The organism is Nitratidesulfovibrio sp. D1 (assembly GCF_051133415.1).
Classification (GTDB): Bacteria; Desulfobacterota; Desulfovibrionia; order Desulfovibrionales; family Desulfovibrionaceae; genus Cupidesulfovibrio.
Genome location: NZ_JBPGNZ010000001.1, coordinates 554,963 through 578,254 on the forward strand (window position 1 = coordinate 554,963; position 23,292 = coordinate 578,254).

At 62.0% G+C, this 23,292-nt stretch carries 23 protein-coding genes; 11 read left to right on the top strand and 12 right to left on the bottom strand.

The genetic code is table 11. From position 1 onward, the window contains the following. Position 1: 1 nt before the first annotated feature. The 6 genes from hmcD (at position 2) to ACR4XJ_RS02350 (ending at position 4,165) form a co-directional block, all read left to right on the top strand. The gene (hmcD, locus tag ACR4XJ_RS02325; RefSeq protein ID WP_015946222.1) at positions 2–139 is read left to right on the top strand and encodes a sulfate respiration complex protein HmcD; all 138 of its coding nucleotides are present in this window, start codon (positions 2–4) and stop codon (positions 137–139) included. A 171-nt stretch (positions 140–310) separates the two neighbouring features. After that, positions 311–991: a sulfate respiration complex protein HmcE gene (gene hmcE / locus ACR4XJ_RS02330; protein WP_434753688.1), complete on the top strand. Its 681-nt coding sequence runs from the start codon at positions 311–313 to the stop codon at positions 989–991. A 51-nt stretch (positions 992–1,042) separates the two neighbouring features. Continuing rightward, positions 1,043–2,434 carry a sulfate respiration complex iron-sulfur protein HmcF gene (gene hmcF, locus ACR4XJ_RS02335; protein ID WP_434753689.1) on the top strand — a complete coding sequence of 464 codons (1,392 nt, stop codon included), beginning with the start codon at positions 1,043–1,045 and terminating at the stop codon, positions 2,432–2,434. 173 nt (positions 2,435–2,607) lie between these two features. Continuing rightward, entirely contained in the window at positions 2,608–2,994 is a 387-nt protein-coding gene (locus ACR4XJ_RS02340) for a response regulator (protein ID WP_434753690.1), read from the top strand. A 118-nt stretch (positions 2,995–3,112) separates the two neighbouring features. After that, positions 3,113–3,565, top strand: coding sequence for an Rrf2 family transcriptional regulator (locus ACR4XJ_RS02345; RefSeq protein WP_333506822.1), 453 nt, complete (start codon positions 3,113–3,115; stop codon positions 3,563–3,565). 204 nt (positions 3,566–3,769) lie between these two features. Beyond that, positions 3,770–4,165, top strand: a complete 396-nt coding sequence (locus ACR4XJ_RS02350; RefSeq protein ID WP_434753691.1) for a response regulator — start codon at positions 3,770–3,772, stop codon at positions 4,163–4,165. Between the two features lie 113 nt (positions 4,166–4,278). On the opposite strand, the gene ACR4XJ_RS02355 is transcribed toward ACR4XJ_RS02350, so the two are convergent. From ACR4XJ_RS02355 to ACR4XJ_RS02385, 7 genes are all read right to left on the bottom strand, one after another. Further along, on the bottom strand, positions 4,279–4,548 hold the full coding sequence (locus ACR4XJ_RS02355) for a CBU_0592 family membrane protein (RefSeq protein WP_434753692.1): 270 nt from the start codon (positions 4,546–4,548) through the stop codon (positions 4,279–4,281). Between the two features lie 178 nt (positions 4,549–4,726). Continuing rightward, complete coding sequence (locus tag ACR4XJ_RS02360; protein ID WP_434753693.1) at positions 4,727–5,743, bottom strand: ABC transporter substrate-binding protein; 1,017 nt, start codon at positions 5,741–5,743, stop codon at positions 4,727–4,729. A gap of 63 nt (positions 5,744–5,806) precedes the next feature. Beyond that, complete coding sequence (locus ACR4XJ_RS02365; RefSeq protein WP_434753694.1) at positions 5,807–6,661, bottom strand: ABC transporter permease; 855 nt, start codon at positions 6,659–6,661, stop codon at positions 5,807–5,809. A 60-nt stretch (positions 6,662–6,721) separates the two neighbouring features. Then, complete coding sequence (locus ACR4XJ_RS02370) at positions 6,722–7,507, bottom strand: ABC transporter ATP-binding protein (RefSeq protein WP_434753695.1); 786 nt, start codon at positions 7,505–7,507, stop codon at positions 6,722–6,724. 29 nt (positions 7,508–7,536) lie between these two features. Beyond that, positions 7,537–8,364: an ABC transporter ATP-binding protein gene (locus ACR4XJ_RS02375; protein ID WP_434753696.1), complete on the bottom strand. Its 828-nt coding sequence runs from the start codon at positions 8,362–8,364 to the stop codon at positions 7,537–7,539. 108 nt (positions 8,365–8,472) lie between these two features. Continuing rightward, positions 8,473–9,267 carry a hypothetical protein gene (locus ACR4XJ_RS02380; RefSeq protein WP_434753697.1) on the bottom strand — a complete coding sequence of 265 codons (795 nt, stop codon included), beginning with the start codon at positions 9,265–9,267 and terminating at the stop codon, positions 8,473–8,475. Positions 9,268–9,488: 221 nt separating this feature from the next. Next, positions 9,489–11,351 (bottom strand): sigma 54-interacting transcriptional regulator, encoded by a 1,863-nt coding sequence (locus ACR4XJ_RS02385; protein ID WP_434753698.1) that lies wholly within the window; start codon positions 11,349–11,351, stop codon positions 9,489–9,491. A 583-nt stretch (positions 11,352–11,934) separates the two neighbouring features. Between ACR4XJ_RS02385 and ACR4XJ_RS02390 the strand changes: the two genes are divergently transcribed. Then, entirely contained in the window at positions 11,935–12,627 is a 693-nt protein-coding gene (locus ACR4XJ_RS02390) for a LysE family translocator (protein WP_434753699.1), read from the top strand. A gap of 183 nt (positions 12,628–12,810) precedes the next feature. Here ACR4XJ_RS02390 and ACR4XJ_RS02395 read toward each other — a convergent pair whose 3' ends face one another. Next, the gene (locus ACR4XJ_RS02395; protein WP_434753700.1) at positions 12,811–13,335 is read right to left on the bottom strand and encodes a phosphatidylglycerophosphatase A family protein; all 525 of its coding nucleotides are present in this window, start codon (positions 13,333–13,335) and stop codon (positions 12,811–12,813) included. Beyond that, the gene (locus tag ACR4XJ_RS02400; RefSeq protein ID WP_434753846.1) at positions 13,332–14,018 is read right to left on the bottom strand and encodes a Maf family nucleotide pyrophosphatase; all 687 of its coding nucleotides are present in this window, start codon (positions 14,016–14,018) and stop codon (positions 13,332–13,334) included. Before ACR4XJ_RS02400 ends, ACR4XJ_RS02395 begins: the two co-directional genes overlap by 4 nt. A 398-nt stretch (positions 14,019–14,416) precedes the next feature. Between ACR4XJ_RS02400 and ACR4XJ_RS02405 the strand changes: the two genes are divergently transcribed. Further along, positions 14,417–14,833, top strand: a complete 417-nt coding sequence (locus tag ACR4XJ_RS02405; protein ID WP_434753701.1) for a DVU0524 family FlgM-associated protein — start codon at positions 14,417–14,419, stop codon at positions 14,831–14,833. A 46-nt stretch (positions 14,834–14,879) separates the two neighbouring features. Beyond that, positions 14,880–15,191 (top strand): flagellar biosynthesis anti-sigma factor FlgM, encoded by a 312-nt coding sequence (gene flgM, locus ACR4XJ_RS02410; protein WP_434753702.1) that lies wholly within the window; start codon positions 14,880–14,882, stop codon positions 15,189–15,191. A 275-nt stretch (positions 15,192–15,466) separates the two neighbouring features. Here the strand turns inward: flgM and ptsP are convergent, their stop codons facing one another. The 3 genes from ptsP to dhaK form a co-directional block, all read right to left on the bottom strand. Further along, positions 15,467–17,995 (bottom strand): phosphoenolpyruvate--protein phosphotransferase, encoded by a 2,529-nt coding sequence (ptsP, locus tag ACR4XJ_RS02415; protein WP_434753703.1) that lies wholly within the window; start codon positions 17,993–17,995, stop codon positions 15,467–15,469. A 3-nt stretch (positions 17,996–17,998) separates the two neighbouring features. Beyond that, positions 17,999–18,631, bottom strand: coding sequence for a dihydroxyacetone kinase subunit DhaL (gene dhaL, locus ACR4XJ_RS02420; protein ID WP_434753704.1), 633 nt, complete (start codon positions 18,629–18,631; stop codon positions 17,999–18,001). Positions 18,632–18,986: 355 nt separating this feature from the next. Next, positions 18,987–20,051: a dihydroxyacetone kinase subunit DhaK gene (dhaK, locus tag ACR4XJ_RS02425; RefSeq protein ID WP_434753705.1), complete on the bottom strand. Its 1,065-nt coding sequence runs from the start codon at positions 20,049–20,051 to the stop codon at positions 18,987–18,989. A 212-nt stretch (positions 20,052–20,263) separates the two neighbouring features. On the opposite strand from dhaK, the gene ACR4XJ_RS02430 reads away from it, so the two are divergent. Then, positions 20,264–21,118 carry a HamA C-terminal domain-containing protein gene (locus ACR4XJ_RS02430; protein ID WP_434753706.1) on the top strand — a complete coding sequence of 285 codons (855 nt, stop codon included), beginning with the start codon at positions 20,264–20,266 and terminating at the stop codon, positions 21,116–21,118. Beyond that, positions 21,119–23,266 (top strand): DEAD/DEAH box helicase, encoded by a 2,148-nt coding sequence (locus tag ACR4XJ_RS02435; protein WP_434753707.1) that lies wholly within the window; start codon positions 21,119–21,121, stop codon positions 23,264–23,266. Positions 23,267–23,292 lie beyond the last annotated feature (26 nt).

Below are 23,292 nucleotides of genomic sequence, written 5' to 3' on the forward strand. Positions count from 1 at the left end.
TATGGAAATCCATACCCTGCACGAGTTCATGCTGCACACCAAGAACATCACCTATCTGCTGATGGGCGCCACCCTGGTGGGCTTCGTGTGCTACTGGCTGTTCCTTACCGGGCGCGACAAGAAGATCCGCAAATACTAAGCAGTGACCAGGGCGTGTTTACAGTGAGAGATTTCGTTCGTTGGCAAGGAAGGCAAGCCTGCCATGAGGGAACATACTCTTCTGGTATTTGACCGAAATGGCTGGCGAAGCCTGACGCCGCCAACGGGCGAAAGATCCACCTGTAAACATGGCCTGCCATAGGAGCAAACCATGTACGCATTCCTCACCGGTCCCATGCTGTGGGTGGCGCTGCTGGTCTTCTTCGGCGGCCTCGCGGCGCGCGTGGTCTGGTACGTGCGCGGCCTGAGCTGGCAGCTCGACCGCGTGGCCTACGGCCCGCACCTGGCGCACGGCCTGAAGGGCGGCATCCATTCCGCCCTGAAGTGGATGGTGCCCTTCGGCACCTACAGCTGGCGCGAACAGCCCTACTTCGCCGTGGCGTTCTTCCTGTTCCACATCGGCGCGGTGCTGGTGCCGCTGTTCCTCGCGGGGCACAACATCATCCTGGCCGAGCGGTTCGGCTTCAGCCTGCCGGTGCTGCCCATGGGCATCGCCGACGCGCTGACGGTGGCCGCCATCATCGGCCTGGTCATGATCGCGCTGCGGCGCATCGCCCTCACCGAGGTGCGCATCCTCACCACCGCCTACGACTGGTTCATCCTCGCCGTTTCGGCGGCGCCGTTCGTCACCGGTTTCGTGGCCCGGCTGCACGTGGGCAACTACGAGGCGTGGCTGCTCGCCCACATCATCACGGGCGAACTGCTGCTCATCGTGGCCCCGTTCACCAAGCTGTCCCACATCGTGCTGTTCTTCATGTCGCGCGGCCAGCTCGGCATGGACTACGCCATCAAGCGCGGCGGCTACAGCCGCGGGGCGGCCTTCCCCTGGTAGCGGCCCGGCCGTTCCATGATCTGCGTGTGACGGACACGAAAGGAGCATCCCATGCCTGAAGGAACGTTCTGCAACAGACGCCCGGTCAACACCGAAGAGGACCTCAAGTCCCTGCTCGGCGACAAGGGCGGCGCGCAATACTACAAGGAAATGGCCGAGCTGGAGGTCGACGTCGAGGCGTTGAAGACCTCGCTGCAGAAAACCCTGCAATCGCGCACCAAGACGTGGCTGGAAATCTGTGCCCACTGCGGCATGTGCGCCGACAGCTGCTTCCTGTACCGGGTCAACGACCGCGACCCCAAGCAGGTGCCCGCCTACAAGATCCAGTCCACCCTCGGCGAGATCGTGCGCAAGAAGGGCGAGGTGGACACCGCGTTCATGATGCACGCCATGGAAGTGGCGTGGTCGCAGTGCACCTGCTGCAACCGCTGCGGCATGTACTGCCCCCACGGCATCGACATGGGCGTCATGTTCAGCTACCTGCGCGGCCTGCTCTTCTCGCAGGGCTTCGTGCCGTGGGAACTGAAGATCGGCTCCGGCATGCACCGCGTGTACGGGGCGCAGATGGACGTGACCACCGAAGACTGGGTGGAAACCTGCGAATGGATGGCCGAGGAACAGCAAGAGGAATGGCCGGGCCTGGAGATCCCCGTCGACAAGGAAGACGCGGACACCATGTACGTGCTGAACGCCCGCGAGCCCAAGCACTACCCCGAAGACCTGGCCGAGGCCGCCATCCTGTTCCACCTGGCGGGCGAGAACTGGACCGTGCCCAGCGAAGGCTGGGAACAGACCTCGCTGACCATGTTCGCCGGCGACTGGGCGGGCTGCAAGATGCAGGTGGAGCGGGTGTACGCGGCCGTGGACAAGCTGCGGCCCAAGCGCGTGGTGGGCACCGAGTGCGGCCACGCCCACCGCGCCACGGTCATCGAAGGCCCCTACTGGGCGGGCCGCCCCGACGGCCGGACCCCGGTGCCCTTCCTGCACTACGTGGAATGGGTGTCCGAAGCGCTGACCACCGGCAAGCTGAAGATCGACCCGGAAAAGCGCATCAAGGAACCCGTGACCTTGCAGGATTCCTGCAACTACGTGCGCAACCACGGCCTTGCCAGGCACACCCGCATCATCATGAGCTACATCGCGGAAGACTTCCACGAAATGGCGCCCAACCGCGAGCACAACTACTGCTGCGGCGGCGGGGGCGGGTTCAACGGCATCGGCCGCTACCGGCACCAGCGCAACGTGGCCCTGAAGACCAAGCGCGACCAGATCCTGGCCACCGGCTGCAAGCTGGTGGTGGCGCCCTGCCACAACTGCTGGGACGCCATCCGCGACCTTGAGGAAGAATACGAGATCGGCATCCGCTGGTCGTTCCTGAAGCCGCTGCTCATCGGCATGGTCATCGTGCCCGAGCACCTGAAGCCGCAGGAAGAAGACGAATAGAGCGCGCCGGGGCGCGCGGGCCTTGCACGACAAGACCCGCGCCCCGCGCGCGACTGCATGGCCGCCGGGCGGGGAGAGCCACCCCCCGCCCGGCCCGCCGAACGCCGCCCGTCCGCCGCAAGGTGAAACCGGCGGCCCCGGCCCGGCCCGCAAACGGAGGCCCGGAGCGACGCATGGCCAACGCCACCCAGGCCCGGAACACCCCGGCCAAGGCCATCCTGGTGGTAGAGGACGACCCGGACATAGCCGCCTACCTCGTCTCGCTGTTCAGAACCAACGGCTACCGGGCCGATGCGGCCACCGAAGGCCCCGACGCCGTGGAAATGGCCCGCGCCCGGCGGCCCGACCTGGTCACCCTGGACCTGGAGATGCCCCGCCAGTGGGGTCCGCGCGTGTACCGCGAACTGATGGACCTGCCCGGCGGCGCGCACATTCCCGTGGTGCTGGTGACCGGCCTTGGCGGGCTGCACCTGATGGTGCCCAACGCCGTGGGCACCGTGGACAAGCCGTTCGACCCGGACCTGATGCTGGGCATCGTGCGGCGGGCCCTTGGGGAATGACGGGACGAATGACGGGACGAATGACGGGACGAGTGACGGAACGAACGGCCACGGCAACGCCAACGCCACGCAACGCGACCCGGCGGAAGGGCACCGCCGCAAACCACACCCTACGCGCATGAAACTGACCACCCGCAGCCGTTACGGCACCCGCATGCTGCTCGACATCGCCATGCACGGCACGGAAGCCCCCGTGTCCATCCGCGACATTGCCAAGCGGCAGGGCATTTCCGTCAAGTACCTGGAAAAGCTCATCCGGGTGCTGCGCAAGGCCGGCTACATCCGCAGCACGCTGGGGGCGCACGGCGGCTACCAGCTTACCCAGCCCGCCTCGGAGATTCCCGTGGGCGACGTGGTGTTCGCGCTGGAGGAATCGCTGGCCCCCTACACCTGCGACGAGGAAAACCCCTGCTGCCCGCGCATGGCCGTGTGCCTGACGCGCACCATCTGGGACGAAGCCTCGCGCGCCATGTACAAGAAGCTCAACAGCTTCACCCTGGCCGACCTGATGCGCGACGCCAGCCTCTGCCCCAAGAACGCCTGCCACATCTCGCCCCACGCCCAGGACTGAGCCGGGGCAGCCGCCCCTCCCCCTCCTCCCCTGACACGGACGGCCCGCGCCCGCTTTCCCCGCCCGCGGTGGCCCCCCGCTTCCGCCGCGGCAAAATCACCCTTCCTTTTTCCGGGCATTCCACGCTACATTACGCGGGCTATCCGCAACGTTTCCGCGCACGGCGCGGGAACGGAACGACGACAGCGCGCGCCCGGAGGCCACATGCGAGCCCTCATTGTCGAAGACGACACCCTCAGCGCCCGCGTCCTGAACCTGACGCTGGGCCAGTATTTCGAAGCCGTCGTCGCCGACGACGCGGAACGCGCGTTCGCGGCCTACCTGCGGGCGCTGGAGGACGGCAACACCTTCGACGTGGTGCTGCTGGACCTGATGCTGCCCGGCGAGAGCGGCCTGACCGTGCTGGAGCGCATCCGCGCCGTGGAAGCGGAACGCGGCCTGCCCCGCGTGCCCGTGCTGGTCACCACCGCCGTCACCGACATCAACATCGCCCTGCGCGCCTTCGAACAGGGGCACATTTCCGCCTACCTGGTGAAGCCGCTGGACTTCGACCGCCTGCTGGCCGAATTGCGCACCCTGGGGCTGATCGCCGCCGGGTAGGGGCCATCCCCCAGTCAAAAGAATAATGCGGCTTCCGGCGGCGGAAGCGGCATGAATGCTCCGGGCGCACCCGGTGCGGCGCAGACACGCCGCACCGGGTGCGCCTTTTTGCGTCAGCGGGCGGGGGGCGTCGCCTTGCGCCGCAGGTAACACCATTTGCCGATGCCGAACAGGCTGATGGCCAGCCAGAACACTTCCACCAGAAACGCCGAAAGGTTGAAATCCACAAGCAGGGAGATGCCGATGAGCGTGGAAGCGGCGGCGTTGGAAAGGGAATAGAGCACCGACCGGCTTTCGATCTTGTTCAGGAGCAGCAGGAAATAGGTGCCCAGCAGCAGAAACAGCCCGATGTTGCCGATGAAATCGTAGATGGTGTAGGTCATTGCCGTCGTCCCTGTCCCGCCCCTGTCCGTGAGATTGTCGGCGGGATCGCCCGTTTTTTGGCGCAAAGAGGGCGCGCGCCAACCGGCCCGCGTTTCGACGTGGGAGGCCGGGTGCCGACCGGATTCGCGCGCGCCCGTCATGCGGGGCCGCTTCAGACGGCCCCGCCCGCTTTTTGTGTTATGGTGCCTCGGCCTTGACGGCTTCCAGGAATTCGGGATGCAGGAACTTCTCGGCCATTTCCAGCGTCACCGGGTTCTTGATGCGGCCCTGATCCTGCAGGAACTTGGCGACGGCCACGATGTCCCTGGCCGTTCTGCCCTTTTTCGCCGAGGTGCCCAGGTAGGCGTCGCTCAACTGTTCGTCGAGCTTGACGAGCACGGTGCCGCGCATCATACGCTTGGCGTCGTCCACCGAAATGCCGCCCAGTTCCTCGGTAATGATCTCCGCCGACTTTTCGGGATTGGCTTCCCAGTACTCCATGGCCGCCAGTTCGCTCTTGATGAACTTCTTGACCAGTTCCGGGTACTTCTTGGCAAATTCCGGCTGTACGGAGATGAGGTCCCAGGTCAGGTAGCCCTGCCGGGCCATGTCCGCGCTGGTAAGCAGAACCTTGCCGCCGTTGGCCACCACGTGGCCCAGGGAGGGCTCCCAGATGTAGGCGGCGTCGATGTCGCCCCGGATGAAGGGGGCCAGGGCTTCGCCCGGGGCCATGTCCATGAGCTTGACCTTGCCGATGTCCACGCCCGCGTCGATCATGGCCTGCATGATGAGGTAATGGGTGGTGGACCCGAAGGGAGCCACGACGGTCTTGCCTTCCAGGTCCTTGAGGCTGTTGATGTTGCCGCGCACCACCAGGGCCTCCACGGCCCCGAGCACGTTGGCGTTCAGGATGCCCCAGTAGGTAAGGTTGCCGGAAATGCCGATGGCCACCGGCGGCAGGCCCACGTTGCCGAAGTCCAGGCTGCCCGACGCCATGGCCGTGTTGACGTCGCGGCCGGAATTGAAGCGGTACCACTCGATTTCGACGCCCATTTCCTTTTCGTGCAGCTTGAGATTCTTGGCTATGAGCTGGGCGTTCACCAGGGAAAGATAGCCGATGCGCACCTTCCTGGGTTTTTCCGCCGCAAGGGCGTACGCGGGGCCGATGCTCAGGGCAACTGCCAGCAACGCACATATGAGACTGATCTTGCGCATGGTATTCTCCTTTCCGCAAATCCGGTTCAGGCGGGACGTTGCGATGTCACTCCATGTGCCGCGTCAATTGTACTTCCACTTCAGCAGCCGCCTGGCGGCGATCCTGAGGCAGGCGTCAAGGCCGATGCCGGTGGCTCCCATGGTGATGATGCCGACGAAGATGATGTCCGAGCGCATGAACTTGCTGGCGTCCCAGACCATCCAGCCTATGCCCTCGGTGGCCGCCACGATCTCGGCCGCCACCAGCACGGTGTAGGTGAAGCCGAGGCTGATGCGCATGGAGGTGATGATGGCCGGAGTGGTGGCCGGAAGAATGATCCTGTAGAAAACCTGGCGCGAATTGGCCCCAAGGGAGCGCGCCGCCTGGATGACCGACGGGCTGATCTCCCGGACGCCTTCCACGGCGCCGATGGTCAGCGGGGGAATGGCCGCGAGGAACAGCAGCAGGACCTTGGAAAGTTCGCCGATGCCGAACCACAGGACCAGCAGCGTGTAGTAGGCCAGCGGCGGGAGAGGCCGGTAGAATTCGATCAGATAGTCGAACACGGCCCGCACCTTGGAACTCAGGCCCATGGCCAGGCCCAGGGGGACGGCGAGGAAGCAGGCCACCACCCAGCCCAGCAGCACGCGGCCCAGGCTCACCAGGCAGTGGTACGCGAGCCCCTTGCCGTGATAGCCGGTGAAAATGGTTTCGTTGAAGCCCATCAGGACGTCATGGGGCGAGGGGATGAATATCTTGGGCACGACCTGTCTGCGCGTCACCTCGAACCAGACCAGGAATATGATGGCCAGGGTGGTGCAGGTGATCAGACTTTCAACCTTGGGCCGGTATCTGGAGAAAAACGCCTTGGGCTTTCCGGCGGAACCGGAGGGGGCCGTGCCCGGGGCGTGAGCCGGTTGTGCTGTGGTCTGGGTCATGGGCCACCTCGTTGTCGCAGCCGGTCAGGACGCGGCGGTACAGGGCCGCTCTGCCGGGGCTTACGTTCTGGTTGACGGTATGTGCTCGAACGCCTTGAGCGCCTCACTTTCCATGATGGCGAACGCCTCGGTCTGGATGTTCGCGAACTCCTGCGAAGCCTGATGCTCCAGAAGGCGCGGACGCTCGATGGCGACCGGCATCCGCTTCTTGATGGTCGCGGGCATGGTGGAGAGCAGGTACACGGTGTCGCTCATGAACACGGCCTCGTCCAATTCCGAGGTGATGAGCAGCATGGTGATGCCCGTGCTTTCGAACACGCGCAGGAAATACTCCTGCATCATCGCCCTGGTCATGGCGTCGAGGCCGCGAAACGGTTCGTCCATGAGCAGTATCCGCGGGTCGTTGATCAGGGCGCGGATAAGCTCCGCCCTGCGCTGCATGCCGCCCGAGAGCTGCCCCGGATACTTGCCCTCGAAGCCTTCCAGCCCGGTCAGGGCAATGAGTTCCCGCGCCTTTTCCGCCGCGGCCTTCATGTCCTTGCCCTGGATTTTCGGCCCGAAGAGGGTGTTCTCCCAAAGGGTCATCCACTGGAAGAGCGTGTTTTCCTGGAACACGGCAAGCCGGTCGGGGCTGGGGCCGGTGACGGGCCTGCCCATGAAGGTGCAACTGCCGCTGTCCGGCATGATGTAGCCCGCGAGGATGGACATGATGGTGGTCTTGCCGCATCCGGAAGGGCCGCAGATGCACGAAAAGGATCCTTCTTCTATGGTGAGCGAGATGTTGTCGAGAATCTGCTTGTTCCCGAAGGAGACGCAGACGTTTTCCATCCGCATTGCGTCAGCCATGGTCTGTCTCCGGTGTGTTGCGTGACCGGCTACGCGCCTTCGCGCTCACCGCGTTCAAAGGATTTCTTCGCCTCTTCGTGCACGGCTTCCAGGGTCGCCCGTTTGTATTCCAGGAATTCAGGCGTCTTCTTGATGGTGAAGTCGCGCGGCCGGGGCAGGTCCACATTGATCCAGGTCTTGAACTTGCCCGGCCGCGTGGTCATGATGCCCACCCGGTCCGACAGGTAGATGGCCTCGTCCAGGTCGTGGGTGATGAACATGACCGTCTTGTGCACCCGGTCGAAGACGTCGAGAAGGAACTTGTGCATGACGGCCTTGGTGATGGCGTCCATGGCCCGGTACGGCTCGTCCAGAAGCAGGGTCTTGGGCTCGTTGATCAGGGCCCGGAGAATTTCCACCCGCCGCTTCATGCCGGAAGAAATGCGGATGGGATATTCGTTCTCGTACCCGGCAAGCCCCGCGCCCCGGATGAGGTCCAGCGCCTTGGCCCTGGCGTCCCGCGCCGTCATGGCTCCGGTGCTCACGGGGCCGAAGACGATGTTTTCCAGCACCGTCATCCAGTCGAAGAGCGCGCCGGCCTGAAACACCACCACCCTGTCCGGCCCCGGCACGGGCACCTTGCCGGGAGCGGCGATGACCTTGCCGTCCATCAGGATTTCTCCCGCCGTGGTGTCTTCGAAACCGGCGGTCATGTTCAGGAGGGTGGTCTTGCCGCAGCCCGAAGGGCCGACAATGGCCACGAACTCGCCGGCCTTGATCTCGAAGCTGCAATCGTCCACCGCGCAGACGTTGGCCCCGCCGGGATCGTAGATCTTTACGGCGTTGACGACCTGGAGATGGCCTTCCTGGGTTTGCATGCGATGTTCCCCTTCAATTCCCCGCGCGTCCGCCGTGTGGCGCGGCAGAGCGCGCGGGGAGCCCGTATTCTTCTGAATGACTGCCTGGGTCGGCCTTGAACCCGTTCCCTACTTGAGCTTCTTCGGCTTGAGCCGGTAGGGATACAGTTCTTCGTAGTAGGGCAGGCAGTGCTCGTAGAGCATCTTGAGCATGGGCAGGTCTTCGAAGAGGGCGTTCACCACCTTTTCGTCGTACATGAACGCCTCGACATTCTTCTGCACGCCCGTGCTCTGGCTTACGTCGCCGTAGAAGCCTTCGCAGTGGTTGTACTCGGGCCGCCATTCCGGCGCCCACTTCATGCTTTCGGGCTTGTAGTCCACGCCGATGGCGTCGCACCAGGCGGCCATGATGCCTTCGGGATCGTTCTGGAAGTCGTCGCCGTCGATGACCAGGGGGGTCTTGCCGCCGTCAAGGGCGTGCAGGCCGAGCTCGGTCAGGCGGTGGAACATCCTGGACGAGGCCACCGGGCCGATGTCCTCGATGCGCAGCGCCCGCTGGGAGCCGATGACCTTCCAGAAGGACAGGATCACGTACTTGGGGTTGCGGATCTGGAACGTGTGCGTGACGCGGTGCATGAACTCGTCGTCGTTGATGTAATGATCGATGGCGTGGTAGGTGCACTCTTTCACGAACGTCGGCTTGGTTTCCGCGATCTGGTAGACCTTCGCCTTGATGCCCTCGTAGTCCACGGGCCAGCCCGCGTAGTCCTGGTGGGACTGGACGCCCTTTTCGTTGCGCTCTCTCCAGTAAAGAGGAAGCGTGGGCTCGAAGATGGTGTTGAAGTCTCCCCTGTTGGTGAGCGCTCGCATAAACACCGTGGTCAGGGAACGCGGGTACATCCAGTTATAGATTATCCTGTGCATACTGCTCTCCTGTGAAGGTTGTTGCAAAATGACGTGCCAAACCTTTCCGATGCGTTACCGGAGGGAGAGCAAGGCGTATGCCAAGGAGGCAAAGGACTGGAGCGAGCTTTTTTCCTTGAATTTACGGGTTGTTGTCACGGCGGAAAACCGCATTGGCAAACCTGTTGCGCGCCACGCCCTGTAGCATGCTACACCTTTGCCTGCCACAGAGGCGTAGCATGCTACAGGTGCTCGACGGGGCGCTCGACAGCGAACTCCTGCATCCTGCGGTACAGGGTCCAGCGGCTGGTGCCGAGAAGGCGGGCGGCTTTGGACACGTTCCAGCCACATTTGACAAGGGCGTTGACGATGCTCGCCCGGTCTTCGGCAGCCCGGCCCGCCGACGGGCCGGGCCGCCTGCGCTGGGCCTGTTCCCTGATTTCGGCCGGGATGTGCGCAAGGCCGATCACCTTGTCCTGGCACACCACGAACGCATGTTCGATGGCGTGTTCCAGTTCGCGCACGTTGCCGGGCCAGTCGTACTCGTGCAGGACCCGTAAGACCTCCGGAGACACGCCGTCGATGGCTTTCCGGTAGCTTGCGGAAAACAGCATGCAGAAGTGGTCCACCAGGGCGGGGATATCTTCCTTCCTGTGCCTCAAGGGCGGCACGTCCACATTGACCACGTTGAGCCTGTAAAACAGATCCTCGCGGAACTGCCCCGCGGCAATGGCCTTTTTCAGGTCCTTGTTGGTGGAGGCGATGACCCGCACGTCGACCTTGCGCGGCTTGTGCTCGCCCACCCGTTCGAATTCCCTCTCTTGCAGCACCCTGAGCAGCTTGAGCTGGATCTTCGCGGAAATATCGCCGATTTCATCAAGCAGGATGGTGCCGCCGTCCGCCGCTTCAAACCGGCCCTTGCTTTCTTTTTCCGCGCCGGTGAACGCGCCTTTGGCGTGGCCGAAAAGCTCGCTTTCCAGCAGCGTTTCCGCCAGGGCGCCGCAGTTGACCTTGATGAACGGCTTGTCCGCGCGCTGCCCCCCGTAATGCAGGGCGTGGGCGATCTTTTCCTTGCCCGTGCCGGATTCGCCGGAGACGAGCACCGTGGCGTTGACGTCCACCAGGGACCGGAGCAGCCGGTAAAGCTCCTGCATTTTTTCGCTTTTTCCCACGATGCCCTGATAGTACTGCCGGTCCCGGAGCACCGTCTCAAGGCGCGTCAGGCGGGTGATGTCCCGGATGACAAGCACCGCCCCGACAAAGTTGCTGTTGCCGCTGACAAGGGGCGAGCAGTTTACCGTGGCGATTTTGCCCTCGGTGGCGTCCGGGCAGCAGAGTATTTGCCGGTCGTGTATCAGGCATCGTTCTTCCAGCGTTTTTTGCAGGGCTTCGATGCATCTTCCGGAACAGGAACCGATGCACTCGGCAAAGAGTCTGCCCTGCGCATCGGCAATGCCGCAAATGCGTCCCGCAGCCTTGTTGGACTCCAGGATGCGCAGGGAGGGGTCAACGGTTATGATGGCGTCCTGCACGCTTGAAAAAATGGACGCAAGGATATTGCGGTGCTCTTCAAGTTTCTCTTCGTATTTCTTGTTTTCGATGGTGCGGACGATAATCTGGGCGGCGGTGGTCAGGATGTACAAATCCTCGTTTTGCCAGGCGCGGTGATAGCGATGCTCGTCAAAGCCCACAAAGCCGTACAGTTCCCCCTTGATGAACAAGGGCACGTTGAGCGTGGACTTTATGCCTTCCTGCAAAAGATGCTTTCTGTAGCAGGGGCCGGGCATGTCACGAATATCGCGGTAGTTGATGATGTTGCCGGTTTCAAGCTGCCGCGTGGCCCACGGGATGGAAAGGACGAAACCGTCTTTCTTCCTTTCCCCCACCGCATCCGGCTCATCCCATCCGCACAGGCAGCGGAACACGTCGTCAGGGGCGTTGTACTGAAAGACAAACACCCGGCTTACGTTCAGAATCTCCCCCATCTTGCGGATGGAGTTCGTGAGAAAGTCCTTGATATCGTGCACCAGTACGGCGTCCTCCGATATCTCGGCCAGCATCTTTTCATAGGCTATGCGCTTTTCCAGAACTTCAGGGGGCAGCATACTTCACCTCGCTTGACGACAATGTCCGGCAGGGCGGCAAACGCCATCGACAGGGCAACGCCGGGGCAACGCCGGGGGCGCGGAACCCTGCCGGGCCACCGGCCCCCCGGCCCCCCGGCCCCAAGGATGGCTCACCTTAGGAAAAGAGCAAATTCCGTACCCGTGTCCGGGCCGGAACGCGTCACGCGCCTCCCGCACCTCCCGGACCTCCCGCCGGTGCACCGGACGCGGCCCCCCACGCCCCACGGCCTCTCGCCGCCTTGACTTCTCCTTTCATCCGAATGCGTTGGATTTCTTTTGATCTCAACATAATATCGAAGATATGCACACCATTGCGCACACTGCGTGCACAACGCGGCCGCGCGCGTCTCCCATCCGCCTTGCCAAAGGTCATGACCTGTGCCGGGCGCACATGTCACGTGTAAAAAATGTCGTTTCATTCAAGGATGGTAAAAAAGAAACACACATTTTCCACAGGGGCGCGGCGCACCTCGTCAGCACCCGCCCGGCATGCGCCGGGCATGCTCCGGGTTGACGCCCGGCGGGCCGGGGCGCATGAGGGCGAAAACATCGGAGGATTCCCATGCACGGCGTGCACGACATCTGGCTGTTCGTGGCCTCGGGCCTGCTGCTGAACGTCACTCCCGGCCCGGACATGCTGTACATCATCGCCCGGTCCACCACGCGCGGGCCGCGCGCGGGGGTGGCGGCGGCCCTGGGCATCGGCGCGGGCTGCTCGGTGCACATCGCGGCGGCGGCCTTCGGCCTGTCCGCCGTGCTGGCCACCTCGGCCACGGCCTTCACCGTGGTGAAGCTGCTGGGCGCGGCCTACCTGCTGTACATGGGAACCACCCTGCTGCTGGCCCGCAGGAAACCGGCGGACGCGGCCGGGGCATCCGGCCGGAGCGCATACGGCAGCGGCCCCGCGCCGCAGGCCAGCCTGCGGGCGGTGTTCGCGCAGGGATTCCTGACCAACGCCCTGAACCCCAAGGTGGCGCTGTTCTTCCTGGCCTTCCTGCCCCAGTTCGTGGACGGAGGGGCCGATGCTGGCGCAATGCCATCCGCTTCCATGGCCGGGGCCTTCCTGCTGCTGGGGTGCATCTTCACCGTCAACGGCACGCTGGTGAACCTGCTGGTGGCCTGGGGCGCGGCCCGGCTGGGCAGCCTCTTCCAGGCCGGAGCGCATGCGGGACGGTTCGCGCGCTGGGGCGACCGCTGCCTTGGCGCGCTGTTCCTGTTCCTGGGCATCCGGCTGGCGTTGGCCGAACGGGGCTGACGCAACGCCACCGGATCGGACGCCCATTGCCCCCGCCACGCGAAAAAGCGGACAACGCACGACGGCCCGCGTACCCGGAACCACCGGGTGCGCGGGCCGTCGTGCCGCCGGGCAATGCCCGTCAAAATCCTTCACGATCCGGCGGGCAATCCCGCCGGGCCTCCGTGACGCTCCCTCTTGCCGTCAGACCGGCAGGCCCAGCCACGACAGCACGGCCAGCACCACCGCCGCGCACACCCCGGCCACCACGTCGTCGATCATGATGCCCGGACCGCCGTCCAGCCACGATTCCGAGGCGCCCACCGGGCCGGGCTTCAGGATGTCGAACACCCGGAACAGCACGAAGGCGGCCAGCACGCCCAACGGCGACAACGTGGCGAAGGGCAGCATGGCCGTCCACTGCCCGGCCACCTCGTCGATGACCACGCTGCCGGGGTCGCACCGGCCCAGCACCCGCGCCGCGCGCCCGGCCGCCCAGGCCCCGCCGCAGAACACCGCCAGCAGCAGCGCCACGCGCCAGCCCAACGGCAGGGGCAGGAACAGCCACGGCGCCAGCAGCGCCGCCACGGCGGACCCCATGGTGCCGGGGGCCACGGGGCTGCGCCCGGCGTACCACACCCGGGCCACTTCCAGCGCCAGCCTGTCCAGACCTCGCGGGGCTTGCGGCGGGGCGCAGCGCTCCGGCCCATTGTCGTGCATCGTGTTCATGCCTGTGCTCCGTATCCTGCCTGTCCGTCTGCCGGTTGCCGGACCACCGGTTCGATAACCCCGTGACGCAGCAACAGCCGGACCAGTTCCGCCACCGGCAGCCCCACCACGTTGCTCCACGAGCCGTCGATGGATTCCACCAGAAACGCGCCCACGCCCTGAATGCCGTAGGCTCCGGCCTTGTCGTCGGGCTCGCCCGTGGCGGCATAGGCGGCCAGCGCGGCGGGGGGCGCATCCCACATGGTCACGCGGGTGGCGGCGTGAAAGGTTTCGCGGGCGCCGCCCGGCAGGGCCACGCAGCAGGCGCTGACCACCTCGTGGGTGTGCCCGGCCAGACGGGCGAGCATGCGCAGCGCATCGGCGCGGTCCTGCGGCTTGCCCATGATTTCGCCGTGCAGGGCCACCACCGTGTCCGCCGCGATGACCACCCACCCGGCGCGTGACACGGCCACCGAGGCGGCCTTGGCCGCCGCTGCGCGGCGGGCGTAGTCCGCCGGGGGCTCGCCGGGGCGGGGATCGGGCTCGGCCGCGCCGTTGCCATGCACCTCGAACGACAGCCCGAGGGAGTGCAGGAATTCGCGGCGGCGGGGCGAGCCGGAGGCCAGCAGCACGGGCAGCAGCGCCCGGAAGGGGCCCACGGGGGAGACAGGGGCGGCGGAATCCGCCGGGCAGCCTTGCGGCATCGTGAAAGCATCGGTCATGCGGTCATGGCTCCGGGAAAAAATACGACGCGACGCGTCTCGCGTGTCATGCCCCATGGCGAGTCCGGGCGCAAGCGCGCCATCCCCACAGCCGTATCCCATGCATGTGACCGCGCCGCCATGCGGCGGTGCATCCATGTCCCCCCATGTGGATGCAAAACACCCAATACACACCGGGGGATATCCCTACCTGCTCCAAAAGAATGCAGCCGCACCCCAAAATCACCTAATGTTCCCGCGCCAGCCGCCGATAGGAGGGGTGAGTGCATGGGCGGGTCTTCCCTCGCCGCATTGGCCGAAAGTTTTTTTCGGAAAAAATGCGTCCGCCCCCTAAAGTTTCCCCCTAGGGCAGCCGATAGGCGATACGAGGGGAGACTACCGTGACCACGAACTCGTTTTACCTTCGCAACATGCTGCTGCACTACGACAAGCAGCTTGTGACCGCGCGCAGGCTGGCCCGCTACCGGCAGGCCATGCGACTCGCGTCGGGCGAGGAGGAAAGCGCCATTCCTCCAGAGGTGAAGCGCAGGTTCATGGTGGAACGCGTGGCTCGCGAGATCATGGAGAATCTTCTGCTTGCGGGAAGCGACAACCCCGTCGTACGAGAGATTCGGCAGAAGCTGGAACAGGAACTGGGAGAAACGCTCACCTTCACGTATCCTCCGACGCAGCTGGACATCCAGGTGTTTCGCACCGGACCGGACGGCCCCGTCGAGGTAGCGCCAGCGGAGAAGGCGAGAATCCTGGACCGGCTATGGCACATCGCTCTCGAAACGGTGGACGAAACCATGCTCTAGGCGGTTCGAGTTCCGGTAAACGGTATGCTCCCCCGGGGAGGTAACCATGGAAATCAAGAATTATCTCAAGAACCTGGATCCGTACAGGACCAAGCTGGAACAGTCCGAGCTTCAGACCAAGCGCACCTCCGCGCGCAAGGAAAGCGACGCCGCGTCTTCCCCCCAGGGAGACCGGGTGAGCCTTTCCAACGAGGCCAAGCTGCGCACCGAAGCGTATTCCGCCGCCCTTGCCGCACCCGACGTGCGGCAGGAAAAGGTGGACGCGCTGAAGAGCAAGGTGGAATCCGGCGAATACCAGGTGGACTCGCGCGCCGTGGCCGAAAAGCTGCTCAAGGAAGAGCAGGACCTGTTCGGCTAGGGTTTTCGGGCGCCCCTGCCCCCGTTTCTGCCCCGCATTTCGCGGGGCGCAGTCGGCGCTGGCCGGTTGCTGCAAATTGCGGGGCAGGGATGCATGCGCCCGTGGCAGGTCCGGCCTTTCGGCCGTGCGATACTGCACGGCCTTTGCATGCAACGGCAAGGCGGAACCGTCTTCGGAGGGTTCCGCCTTGCCGCGTCGTGCGCCCGTAAAGGGCCTGCGCGGTGTTGCGCCGCGCAGGCCCTGTTTCATGCGCCGCAATGTCCGTCGGCCCGGCGCTACCCGCCTTCCGCCAACAGACGCCGCACGGCGGCGGCATCGGGCAGGTCCAGCGCCCGTTCCGCAAGCCTGGCGCACGCCGCCATGTCGCAGCCGCGCACCACGTCCTTGGCGCGCGGAATGGCCGGGCCGTTCATGCTCAGTTCATCCAGTCCCAGCCCCACCAGCAGCGGGATGGCCTCGGCGCTGCCCGCCAGTTCGCCGCACATGGCCACGGGTATGCCCGCCGCATTGCCCGCCGCAACGGTGTCGCGCACCATGCGCAGCACGGCCGGGTGCAGCGCGTCCGACAGGTCGGCCACGGCGGCGTTGCCCCGGTCGGCGGCCATGACGTACTGGGCCAGGTCGTTGGTGCCGATGCTGAAGAAGGCCGCCTCGCGCGCCAGTTGATCGGCCAGGGCCACGGCGGCGGGCACCTCGACCATGATGCCCACCTCCACCGGGCCGTGGGGCAGCCCTTCGGCGTTCAGCGCGGCGCGCGCCTCGTCCAGCAGGGTCTTTGCGGCGGCCAGTTCGCCGGGGTGGGCCACCATGGGGAACATGACCCGCAGGGGATGCTCGGCGGCGGCGCGCAGCAGGGCGCGCAACTGAGTCAGGAACAGGTCGCGCCGGGCCAGGCAGAAACGGATGCCGCGCACGCCCAGGAAGGGGTTGTCCTCTCCCGCCGCGAAGTCGCCCAGGTACGGCACCGGCTTGTCGCCGCCGATGTCCAGGGTGCGCACCACCACCGGCAGGCCGGGCATGGCGGCGGCAGCGGCGGCGTAGGCGGCGCGCTGCTCCTCCTCGTCCGGGGCGGCGGCCCGGTCCAGGAACAGGAACTCGGTGCGGAACAGGCCCACGCCCTCCGCGCCGCTTTGCAGGGCGGCGGGCGCGTCGGCCGGGGCGCCGATGTTGGCGTGCACGTGCACCTGGCGGCCGTCGGTGGTCACGGCGGGCCGGTCGGCACCGGCCAGTGCGGCCTGCCGGGCGGCCTGCCACGCGGCCCGGCGGGATTCGATGGATGCCAGCACGCCGGGGGCGGGGGATATCCAGATCTCGCCGGTGGCCCCGTCGAGGCCCACGGTGATCCCGTCGGCCACGTTGGCGGCCAGCGCGCCCGCGCCCACCACGGCCGGGATGCCCATGGACCGGGCCAGGATGGCCGCGTGCGAGGTGGCCCCGCCCTGCATGGTCACGATGCCCAGCACCAGCGCGGGGTCCAGATGGGCCATGTCCGAGGGGCCAAGGTCCGTGGCCAGCAGCACCGAGGGCCGGTCCAGGCGCGGGCCGGAGGGTGGCGCGCCGGTGAGCAGGCGCAGCACGCGCGCGCCCACGTCCACCAGGTCGGCGGCGCGTTCGCGCATGTAGCCTTCCGGCAGTTGCCGGAAGCTTTCCGCCGCCTCGTCGATCACTGCGTACCAGGCCGCCTCGGCGGGCTCGCGCCGCTCTGCGATGCGCTGGCGAGCGTCCCCGGCGATGGTGGCGTCGTCCAGCAGCAGACGGTGCATGACGAAGATTTCCGCCTCCTGCTTGCCCGCCACGGCGGCGGTGCGCCGTTCCAGCGCCGCCAGTTCGCGGCGGGCCGCGTCCAGTGCGGCCTCCAGCCGGGCGGTCTCCTCTGCGGGAGTGCCCGCCGCGAGGTCCGGCGGAGGCGCGTCGAAGGCCGGATGATGCCACGCGACAGGCCCCACGGCGACGCCCGGCGAGGCGGGCACGCCGCCTTTTGCGGCGGGGGCGGCCGCGGCTCCGTCCTTCCCGTGCGCCGCCGTGCCCGTTGCAGCGGACGAGCCGGACGCGTCGGGCGCGTCGCCGAAGTTCTCCGCCGCCAGATCGGCCAGCGCCTTCAGGGCCTGCACGGCGTCCGCCCCGGTGGCCCGGAAGGTTATGGTTTCGCCGCCCCGCACGGCCAGCGTGGCGATGCGGTTCACCGAGCGGGCGGACACCATCCGCTCGCCGCGCGCCAACTGCACGTCGGCCACGAACGGGCCAAGGGCGGTGACGATGCGCGCGGCGGGCCGGGCGTGCAGCCCCAGGCGGTTGGGCACCATCAGGGTCAGTTCATGGCTGGCTTCCGGGGCGGCTGCCGCCGCCGGGGATGCCATCTCGTCCGCCCCGCCGGGCGCGCCCTCTCGGGGCAGGGGCATGCCCAGCAGTTCCGCCTTCACGGCCAGAGCGGCCTGCGCCTCGCGCAGCACGGTGTCGAGGTCGGCCCCGATGGCCGCCTGCACGGCGGCGGCCATCACCCCTTCCACCAGCGGGGCCGGGCACAGTCGCACCTGCGCCGCCACCTCGGGCGGCAGCAGGTCCAGCGCGGTTTCCGCGCTCATCAGCGCGCTGCCGAGGTCCATCAGCACCAGCACGCCGTCGCCCTGCTGCACTTCCTCTATGGCGGCCATGACCCGCACGGGGTCGGTGCCGATAGGGTGGTCCGGGTCTTCGATGCCGCCCGCCACGGCCAGCGGCACGCGGCCCTGCGTCATCTGTTCCGCCAGTTCCTTCACGCCCTGCCCCAGCATGGCGCTGTGCGTGACGACGACGATGCCGACCATGGGCTACCCCCGCACCACGTCGCGCAGGGCGGCCAGCAGCAGCACCGTGGAGGTGGCGCCGGGGTCCTGGTGGCCGATGCTGCGCTCGCCAAGGTAGCTGGCGCGGCCCTTGCGGGCCTGCAACGGAATGGTGGCGCGCATGCCTTCTTCCGCCGCCGCAACGGCCGCGTCCAGCGCGGCGAGCAGGTCGCCGCCGCCCGCCACCGCATCGCGATAGGCGTCGATGGCGGGCTTCCAGGCGTCGAACATGGTCTTGTCGTGCAGCACAGGCCGTCCGCGCGAGACCACGCCCTCCACCCCGGCGTCCAGCAGGGCCTGCACGTCGGGGGCGTCCAGGGCGTCCTTGCCCGCCACGGCAAGGCCCGCCTTCATAAAGAAGGTGCCGTACAGGGGGCCGCTGGCCCCGCCCACGGTGGACAGCAGCACCATGCCGGTATCCTTGAGGATGGCGCCGATGTCCTTGTCCGCGAAGGCGGGCAGCTTTTCCTGCACCTTGGTGAAGCCCCGGTCCATGTTGATGCCGTGGTCGGCGTCGCCGATGGCGGCGTCGAGATCGGTGAGCCAGGTGCGGTTGTCGCGCATGATCTCGCCCAGCCTGGCGAGCCATGTGAGGATGTGGTCGCGGGTGATCTGCATGGGGGCGTCCTTATGGGAAATATGGTGGACGAAGGCTGTGGTGAATCAGTGGGATGGAGTGGACGGATTCCGGTCCGGCGGGCGGCGCGCAGCCACCGGCCGGACCGGGATTCATGGTCGGAAAGGGAAGCTGCTCTGGTGCGGGTGCGGTACGTCAGCATGCAACGCGCGTAAGCCATCAGTCAGCATTCTGCAAAATGCGCTACGCCAATGGCAATCGGCGTGCGCTGCGCGGATTTTTGTTCTCTGCCGAGGAGAAGCGCCTTTTCATGAAGGGAGCGTACTCTTATCGTACGTGACCGGAATGAAAAGGCACTTCGACGAAGGCAGAGGGCAAAAAGACCGCAGCGCACCCCTAGCCCATGCGGAGGCCGGGAGTGGCGCATTTGGCATCCCAGAACTTCAGGATTTCGTCGTCCGCCTTCAACAGGGTGATGGAAAAACCCTGCATTTCCAGAGAGGTGATGTACGGGCCGATCAGGTTGCGCACGATGGAGATGCCGCGCGCCGCGCACACTTCGGCCAGCTTGCGGTACACGGCGTACAGTTCGCTGACCGGGGTGCCGCCCATGCTGTTCACGAAGGCGATGACCTTGTCACCCTTGGCGAAGGGCGCGTCGGTCAGGGTCTTGTCCACCCACTGGCCGCTGGCGCGGTCCAGTTCGCGCACGGTGCGGGTGTAGGCCGGGTCGTCGATGATGGCGGTGGCCATGATCTGCACCAGTTCATCCACCGGCTTCATGGGGGCGCGCTGGGTGCCCGGTTCGCCGTGGATGCCGATGCCGATCTCGATCTCGTTCTCGGCCAGTTCGAAGGTGGGCTTGCCCGCGGCGGGCACGGTGCACGGGGTGAGCGCCATGCCCATGGAGCGGCCGTACTGGTTCACCTTGCGGCACAGGTCCGCGCACTTGTCGAGGTCGTAGCCCGCTTCCGCCGCCGCGCCCACGATCTTTTCCGCCAGCACGGTGGTGCCCACGCCGCGCCGCCCGGCCGTGTACAGGCTGTCCTTCACGGCCACGTCGTCGTCGATGAGGATGTTCTGCACCTTCAGCCCATCGGCGTGGCACAGTTCCGCGGCGGTTTCGAAGTTCATCACGTCGCCGGTGTAGTTCTTGACGATGAACAGCACGCCCGCGCCGCGGTCCACGGCCTTTGCGCACTCGTACATCTGATCGGGGGTGGGCGAGGTGAACACCTCGCCGGGGCAGGCGCCGTCCAGCATGCCGTGGCCGACGAAGCCGCCATGCATGGGTTCGTGCCCGCTGCCGCCGCCCGAGACGATGGCCACCTTGCCCTGCGGTATTTCCTTGCGGCAGACGAAGTGCGGGTCGATGTTCACCCGCAGTTCCGGATGCGCCGCCGCCATGCCCTGCAACTGCTCTCGAACCACGTTTTCCACTGCATTGATCAATTTCTTCATGGTCATGCCTCGTGGGGTTTGTTCGTTAGGGACAGTCACCCCGGACAATACGCCATTTCCGAAGCGGTGGGAACGGGGCGGGGGGCATTAGCTTTTACGAACTTAAGGCTGGCTGTACAGCCAACCACAACACCTAATAAAGTCATAGAAATTCAATCAAAGACGACTTATACTAAAATAAATTTATAGCAACCCATAACAAATAAAACACTATGCCATACAGCGTCCACCCACATGTGATATGGAAACACTATTCAATCTCTTTGATGCCCAACCAAACTGGAACAGGACTATGTATTGGTTTTGAATCAAACACTTGGAGAAGTGAGACCTTTGCTAGAAACGTTATTGAATGGCTTCCTGAATTTGCATTGCCATATACTGAATACAAAGATATATGCGGAGCGAACTCAGTTGACTCTATAATTAAATCCTCAAAACTAATATATGACTCTGAAAAATATATCCGCCGCGGTGAATTTGGAGAAATATTCCTACATATGGCGATGCGCACGATACATAAAACAATACCAGCAATCTCAAAAATATACTTTAAATCCGCACTGAACGATACCGTAAAAGGATTTGATGCTGTACATATCGTAGAAGATAACAACTCTATTGAATTATGGCTTGGCGAAGTCAAATTTTATAGAAATATCAAAAATGCAATAAAATCTGTAATACACGAAATAAAAGAACATATTGCGCACAAATACCTTAGAAATGAATTTATTGTAATTACCAATAAGCTCGACAAAGAAACTCCAAACTATGATAACATAAAGCAACTAATTGACCACCGCACTTCACTGGATAGTATTTTTTCAAAAATACGCATCCCTGTATTCATAACATACGAGTCAAAACTTTTCGATACCTACACAAAAGAAATTGAAGCATACATTACGTCATTGCAAGAAGAACTTAAGAGTGTTGCTGTGGATTTTTTCAACTCTGCCACTGGAATTGACATAATTATACACCTATACATATTCCCCCTAAAAAACAAAAGTGAACTCATAAAAACACTGCACAACAAACTCAAATCACTCCAGGGAATATAAATGGTTACCACTATCAAGGCCGTCGTTGAAAAATTAGGGCATGAAACTGATGCCACATTCAAATCACTCCAAAAGGTGATCAGTTATATAAACTCTGAAGACGACATAACAAAGAAAAACGATATAATCCTCAGACTTCTTGAAAAAAGAAGCGTTCTAATAGGATATGAAAGCATAATAAACAGCATCTTACACACATCTGGATTATATCAATACATACTCCCTAGCGATATCAGCACGAAAGAAAACGTGTGCAGACTCATGCACTCACCATCAAAACTTGAAGGAATAACGTTCCACAGGGAACAATCCGCAGTATTTCAAAACCTTCTAATGGGAAACAGTGTTGCAATAAGCGCTCCAACAAGCTTTGGAAAAAGCAAAATAATCGACGCCATCATTGCACATAAAAACTTTAAGAACATTGCAATAGTTGTTCCAACAATTGCTCTGCTTGATGAAACACGCAGAAGGCTATCACAACAATTTTCCACACGTTATAAAATCATAACTCAAACGTCACAAGCACCAGACATAAACAATATATTCATCCTCACCGCAGAACGCATAGTAATATTCGACAAACTCCCAAAGATTGATTTCTTCGTAATAGATGAGTTTTACAAATTATCACAAAATAACAGCAAAGACAAAGACAAGCGTTTTTCAACACTCAACCATGCATTCTATAAATTGATCAAATCTGGCGCACAGGCGTATCTCCTTGGACCAAACATCCAGGGACTCGACATTGGGAAAATGAAACGAATACTATTCTACAAAACAGATTTTTCTACAGTTGCCACAGACATCATAAGAAAGCACCCGCGCAACGAAAACGACAAAGAACAGCAACTACTTGAGATATGCAAAAAGCACGTCGCAAAAGATGATCAAATTCTTATTTTTTGCAAATCTCCAAACTCTGCAACGAATTTAGCAAAGAAGCTCTGTGAACAAGATTTTCTAACCATAAAACGACAAGGCGAAGTTATCGCGTCGTGGTTTTCAGAAAACTATCACAATGACTGGACTGCATCGCTTGCGGCAAAAAAGCTCATATCTCTTCACCATGGTAAGCTACCAAGATCAATAGCACAGTTGTCTGTAAAACTATTCAATTCGAACATCACAAAAATATTAATATGTACGTCTTCACTGATCGAAGGTGTAAATACATCCGCAAAGGTTGTCGTCATATACGACCACAACATAAAAAGAAAACCAATTGACTATTTCACATTTAGCAATATAAAAGGACGTTCGGGAAGAATGTTCAAACACTACGTTGGCAAAGCATACATATTCCAAGACCAGCCACAAGAAAAATTACCTATTATCGACATACCCGCACTTTCACAAAACATAGAAACACCGAACTCTTTGCTCATTCAAATTGATGAAGCTGATTTAGAACAGTCCTCTATTGAAAAACTTTCGCACATCAAATCACAAAATTACATATCCCTTGATACCATTAAGAAAAATGCAGGAGTCCCACCAGAGCTTCAAATAGAGATTGCAAAAGCAATAAAAGAACGTAAAGACCACTATAATACAAATATGAATTGGAATAGATTTCCGAACTCTCGCCAGTTGAATTTTATCTGCAATGTTATTTGGGATTTTTTTGCCTCACACGAGGGTGGAAACGTGTATGGAATATCCAGTGGAAACCAGCTTTCATTTAAATTAATTCAAAAATATGAACATCGCGACAAAATAAAAGAATTAATTAAATTAGAAATGAACAATGAAAACCCTAAATATAAAGCAAGAAATATTGATGATGCAATTGATAGAGTTTTTACCTTTGAAAAACACTGGTGTGAACACCTGTTTCCACAATGGTTGACAACAATATCAAACATTCAAAAGGAAATCTTTCTGAAAAATCGCATGCCCTGTGGTGACTACACACACTATGCTTCTGTCGTAGAAGCAAAATTTCTACCACCAATATTTTCTGCACTTGACGAATACGGACTTCCAACTAGTATTACAAGGAAACTCAATATTTTTAGCGATACTGACAACATTGACACTGCAACGTCAAAACTAAAGCGCGTGGGGAAAACATCTAACCTTCCCGTAGTACTCAGCAAATTCGAAGCATACATTTTAAGTCACGTATTCAAAGGATTATAAAAACCGCCTCCGGGAGTTCCCTCCCG

Coding starts and splice junctions, on each gene's coding strand:
- hmcD (WP_015946222.1), top strand. CDS start 2: ATGGAAATCCATACCCTGCACGAGTTCATGCTGCACACCAAGAACATC.
- ACR4XJ_RS02385 (WP_434753698.1), bottom strand. CDS start 11,351: ATGCTGCCCCCTGAAGTTCTGGAAAAGCGCATAGCCTATGAAAAGATG.
- ACR4XJ_RS02360 (WP_434753693.1), bottom strand. CDS start 5,743: ATGCGCAAGATCAGTCTCATATGTGCGTTGCTGGCAGTTGCCCTGAGC.
- ACR4XJ_RS02370 (WP_434753695.1), bottom strand. CDS start 7,507: ATGGCTGACGCAATGCGGATGGAAAACGTCTGCGTCTCCTTCGGGAAC.
- hmcF (WP_434753689.1), top strand. CDS start 1,043: ATGCCTGAAGGAACGTTCTGCAACAGACGCCCGGTCAACACCGAAGAG.
- ACR4XJ_RS02395 (WP_434753700.1), bottom strand. CDS start 13,335: ATGAACACGATGCACGACAATGGGCCGGAGCGCTGCGCCCCGCCGCAA.
- ACR4XJ_RS02365 (WP_434753694.1), bottom strand. CDS start 6,661: ATGACCCAGACCACAGCACAACCGGCTCACGCCCCGGGCACGGCCCCC.
- flgM (WP_434753702.1), top strand. CDS start 14,880: ATGGAAATCAAGAATTATCTCAAGAACCTGGATCCGTACAGGACCAAG.
- ACR4XJ_RS02435 (WP_434753707.1), top strand. CDS start 21,119: ATGGTTACCACTATCAAGGCCGTCGTTGAAAAATTAGGGCATGAAACT.
- dhaK (WP_434753705.1), bottom strand. CDS start 20,051: ATGAAGAAATTGATCAATGCAGTGGAAAACGTGGTTCGAGAGCAGTTG.
- ACR4XJ_RS02400 (WP_434753846.1), bottom strand. CDS start 14,018: ATGCCGCAAGGCTGCCCGGCGGATTCCGCCGCCCCTGTCTCCCCCGTG.
- hmcE (WP_434753688.1), top strand. CDS start 311: ATGTACGCATTCCTCACCGGTCCCATGCTGTGGGTGGCGCTGCTGGTC.
- ACR4XJ_RS02345 (WP_333506822.1), top strand. CDS start 3,113: ATGAAACTGACCACCCGCAGCCGTTACGGCACCCGCATGCTGCTCGAC.
- ACR4XJ_RS02375 (WP_434753696.1), bottom strand. CDS start 8,364: ATGCAAACCCAGGAAGGCCATCTCCAGGTCGTCAACGCCGTAAAGATC.
- ACR4XJ_RS02380 (WP_434753697.1), bottom strand. CDS start 9,267: ATGCACAGGATAATCTATAACTGGATGTACCCGCGTTCCCTGACCACG.
- ACR4XJ_RS02340 (WP_434753690.1), top strand. CDS start 2,608: ATGGCCAACGCCACCCAGGCCCGGAACACCCCGGCCAAGGCCATCCTG.
- ACR4XJ_RS02430 (WP_434753706.1), top strand. CDS start 20,264: ATGCCATACAGCGTCCACCCACATGTGATATGGAAACACTATTCAATC.
- dhaL (WP_434753704.1), bottom strand. CDS start 18,631: ATGCAGATCACCCGCGACCACATCCTCACATGGCTCGCCAGGCTGGGC.
- ACR4XJ_RS02390 (WP_434753699.1), top strand. CDS start 11,935: ATGCACGGCGTGCACGACATCTGGCTGTTCGTGGCCTCGGGCCTGCTG.
- ptsP (WP_434753703.1), bottom strand. CDS start 17,995: ATGGTCGGCATCGTCGTCGTCACGCACAGCGCCATGCTGGGGCAGGGC.
- ACR4XJ_RS02355 (WP_434753692.1), bottom strand. CDS start 4,548: ATGACCTACACCATCTACGATTTCATCGGCAACATCGGGCTGTTTCTG.
- ACR4XJ_RS02350 (WP_434753691.1), top strand. CDS start 3,770: ATGCGAGCCCTCATTGTCGAAGACGACACCCTCAGCGCCCGCGTCCTG.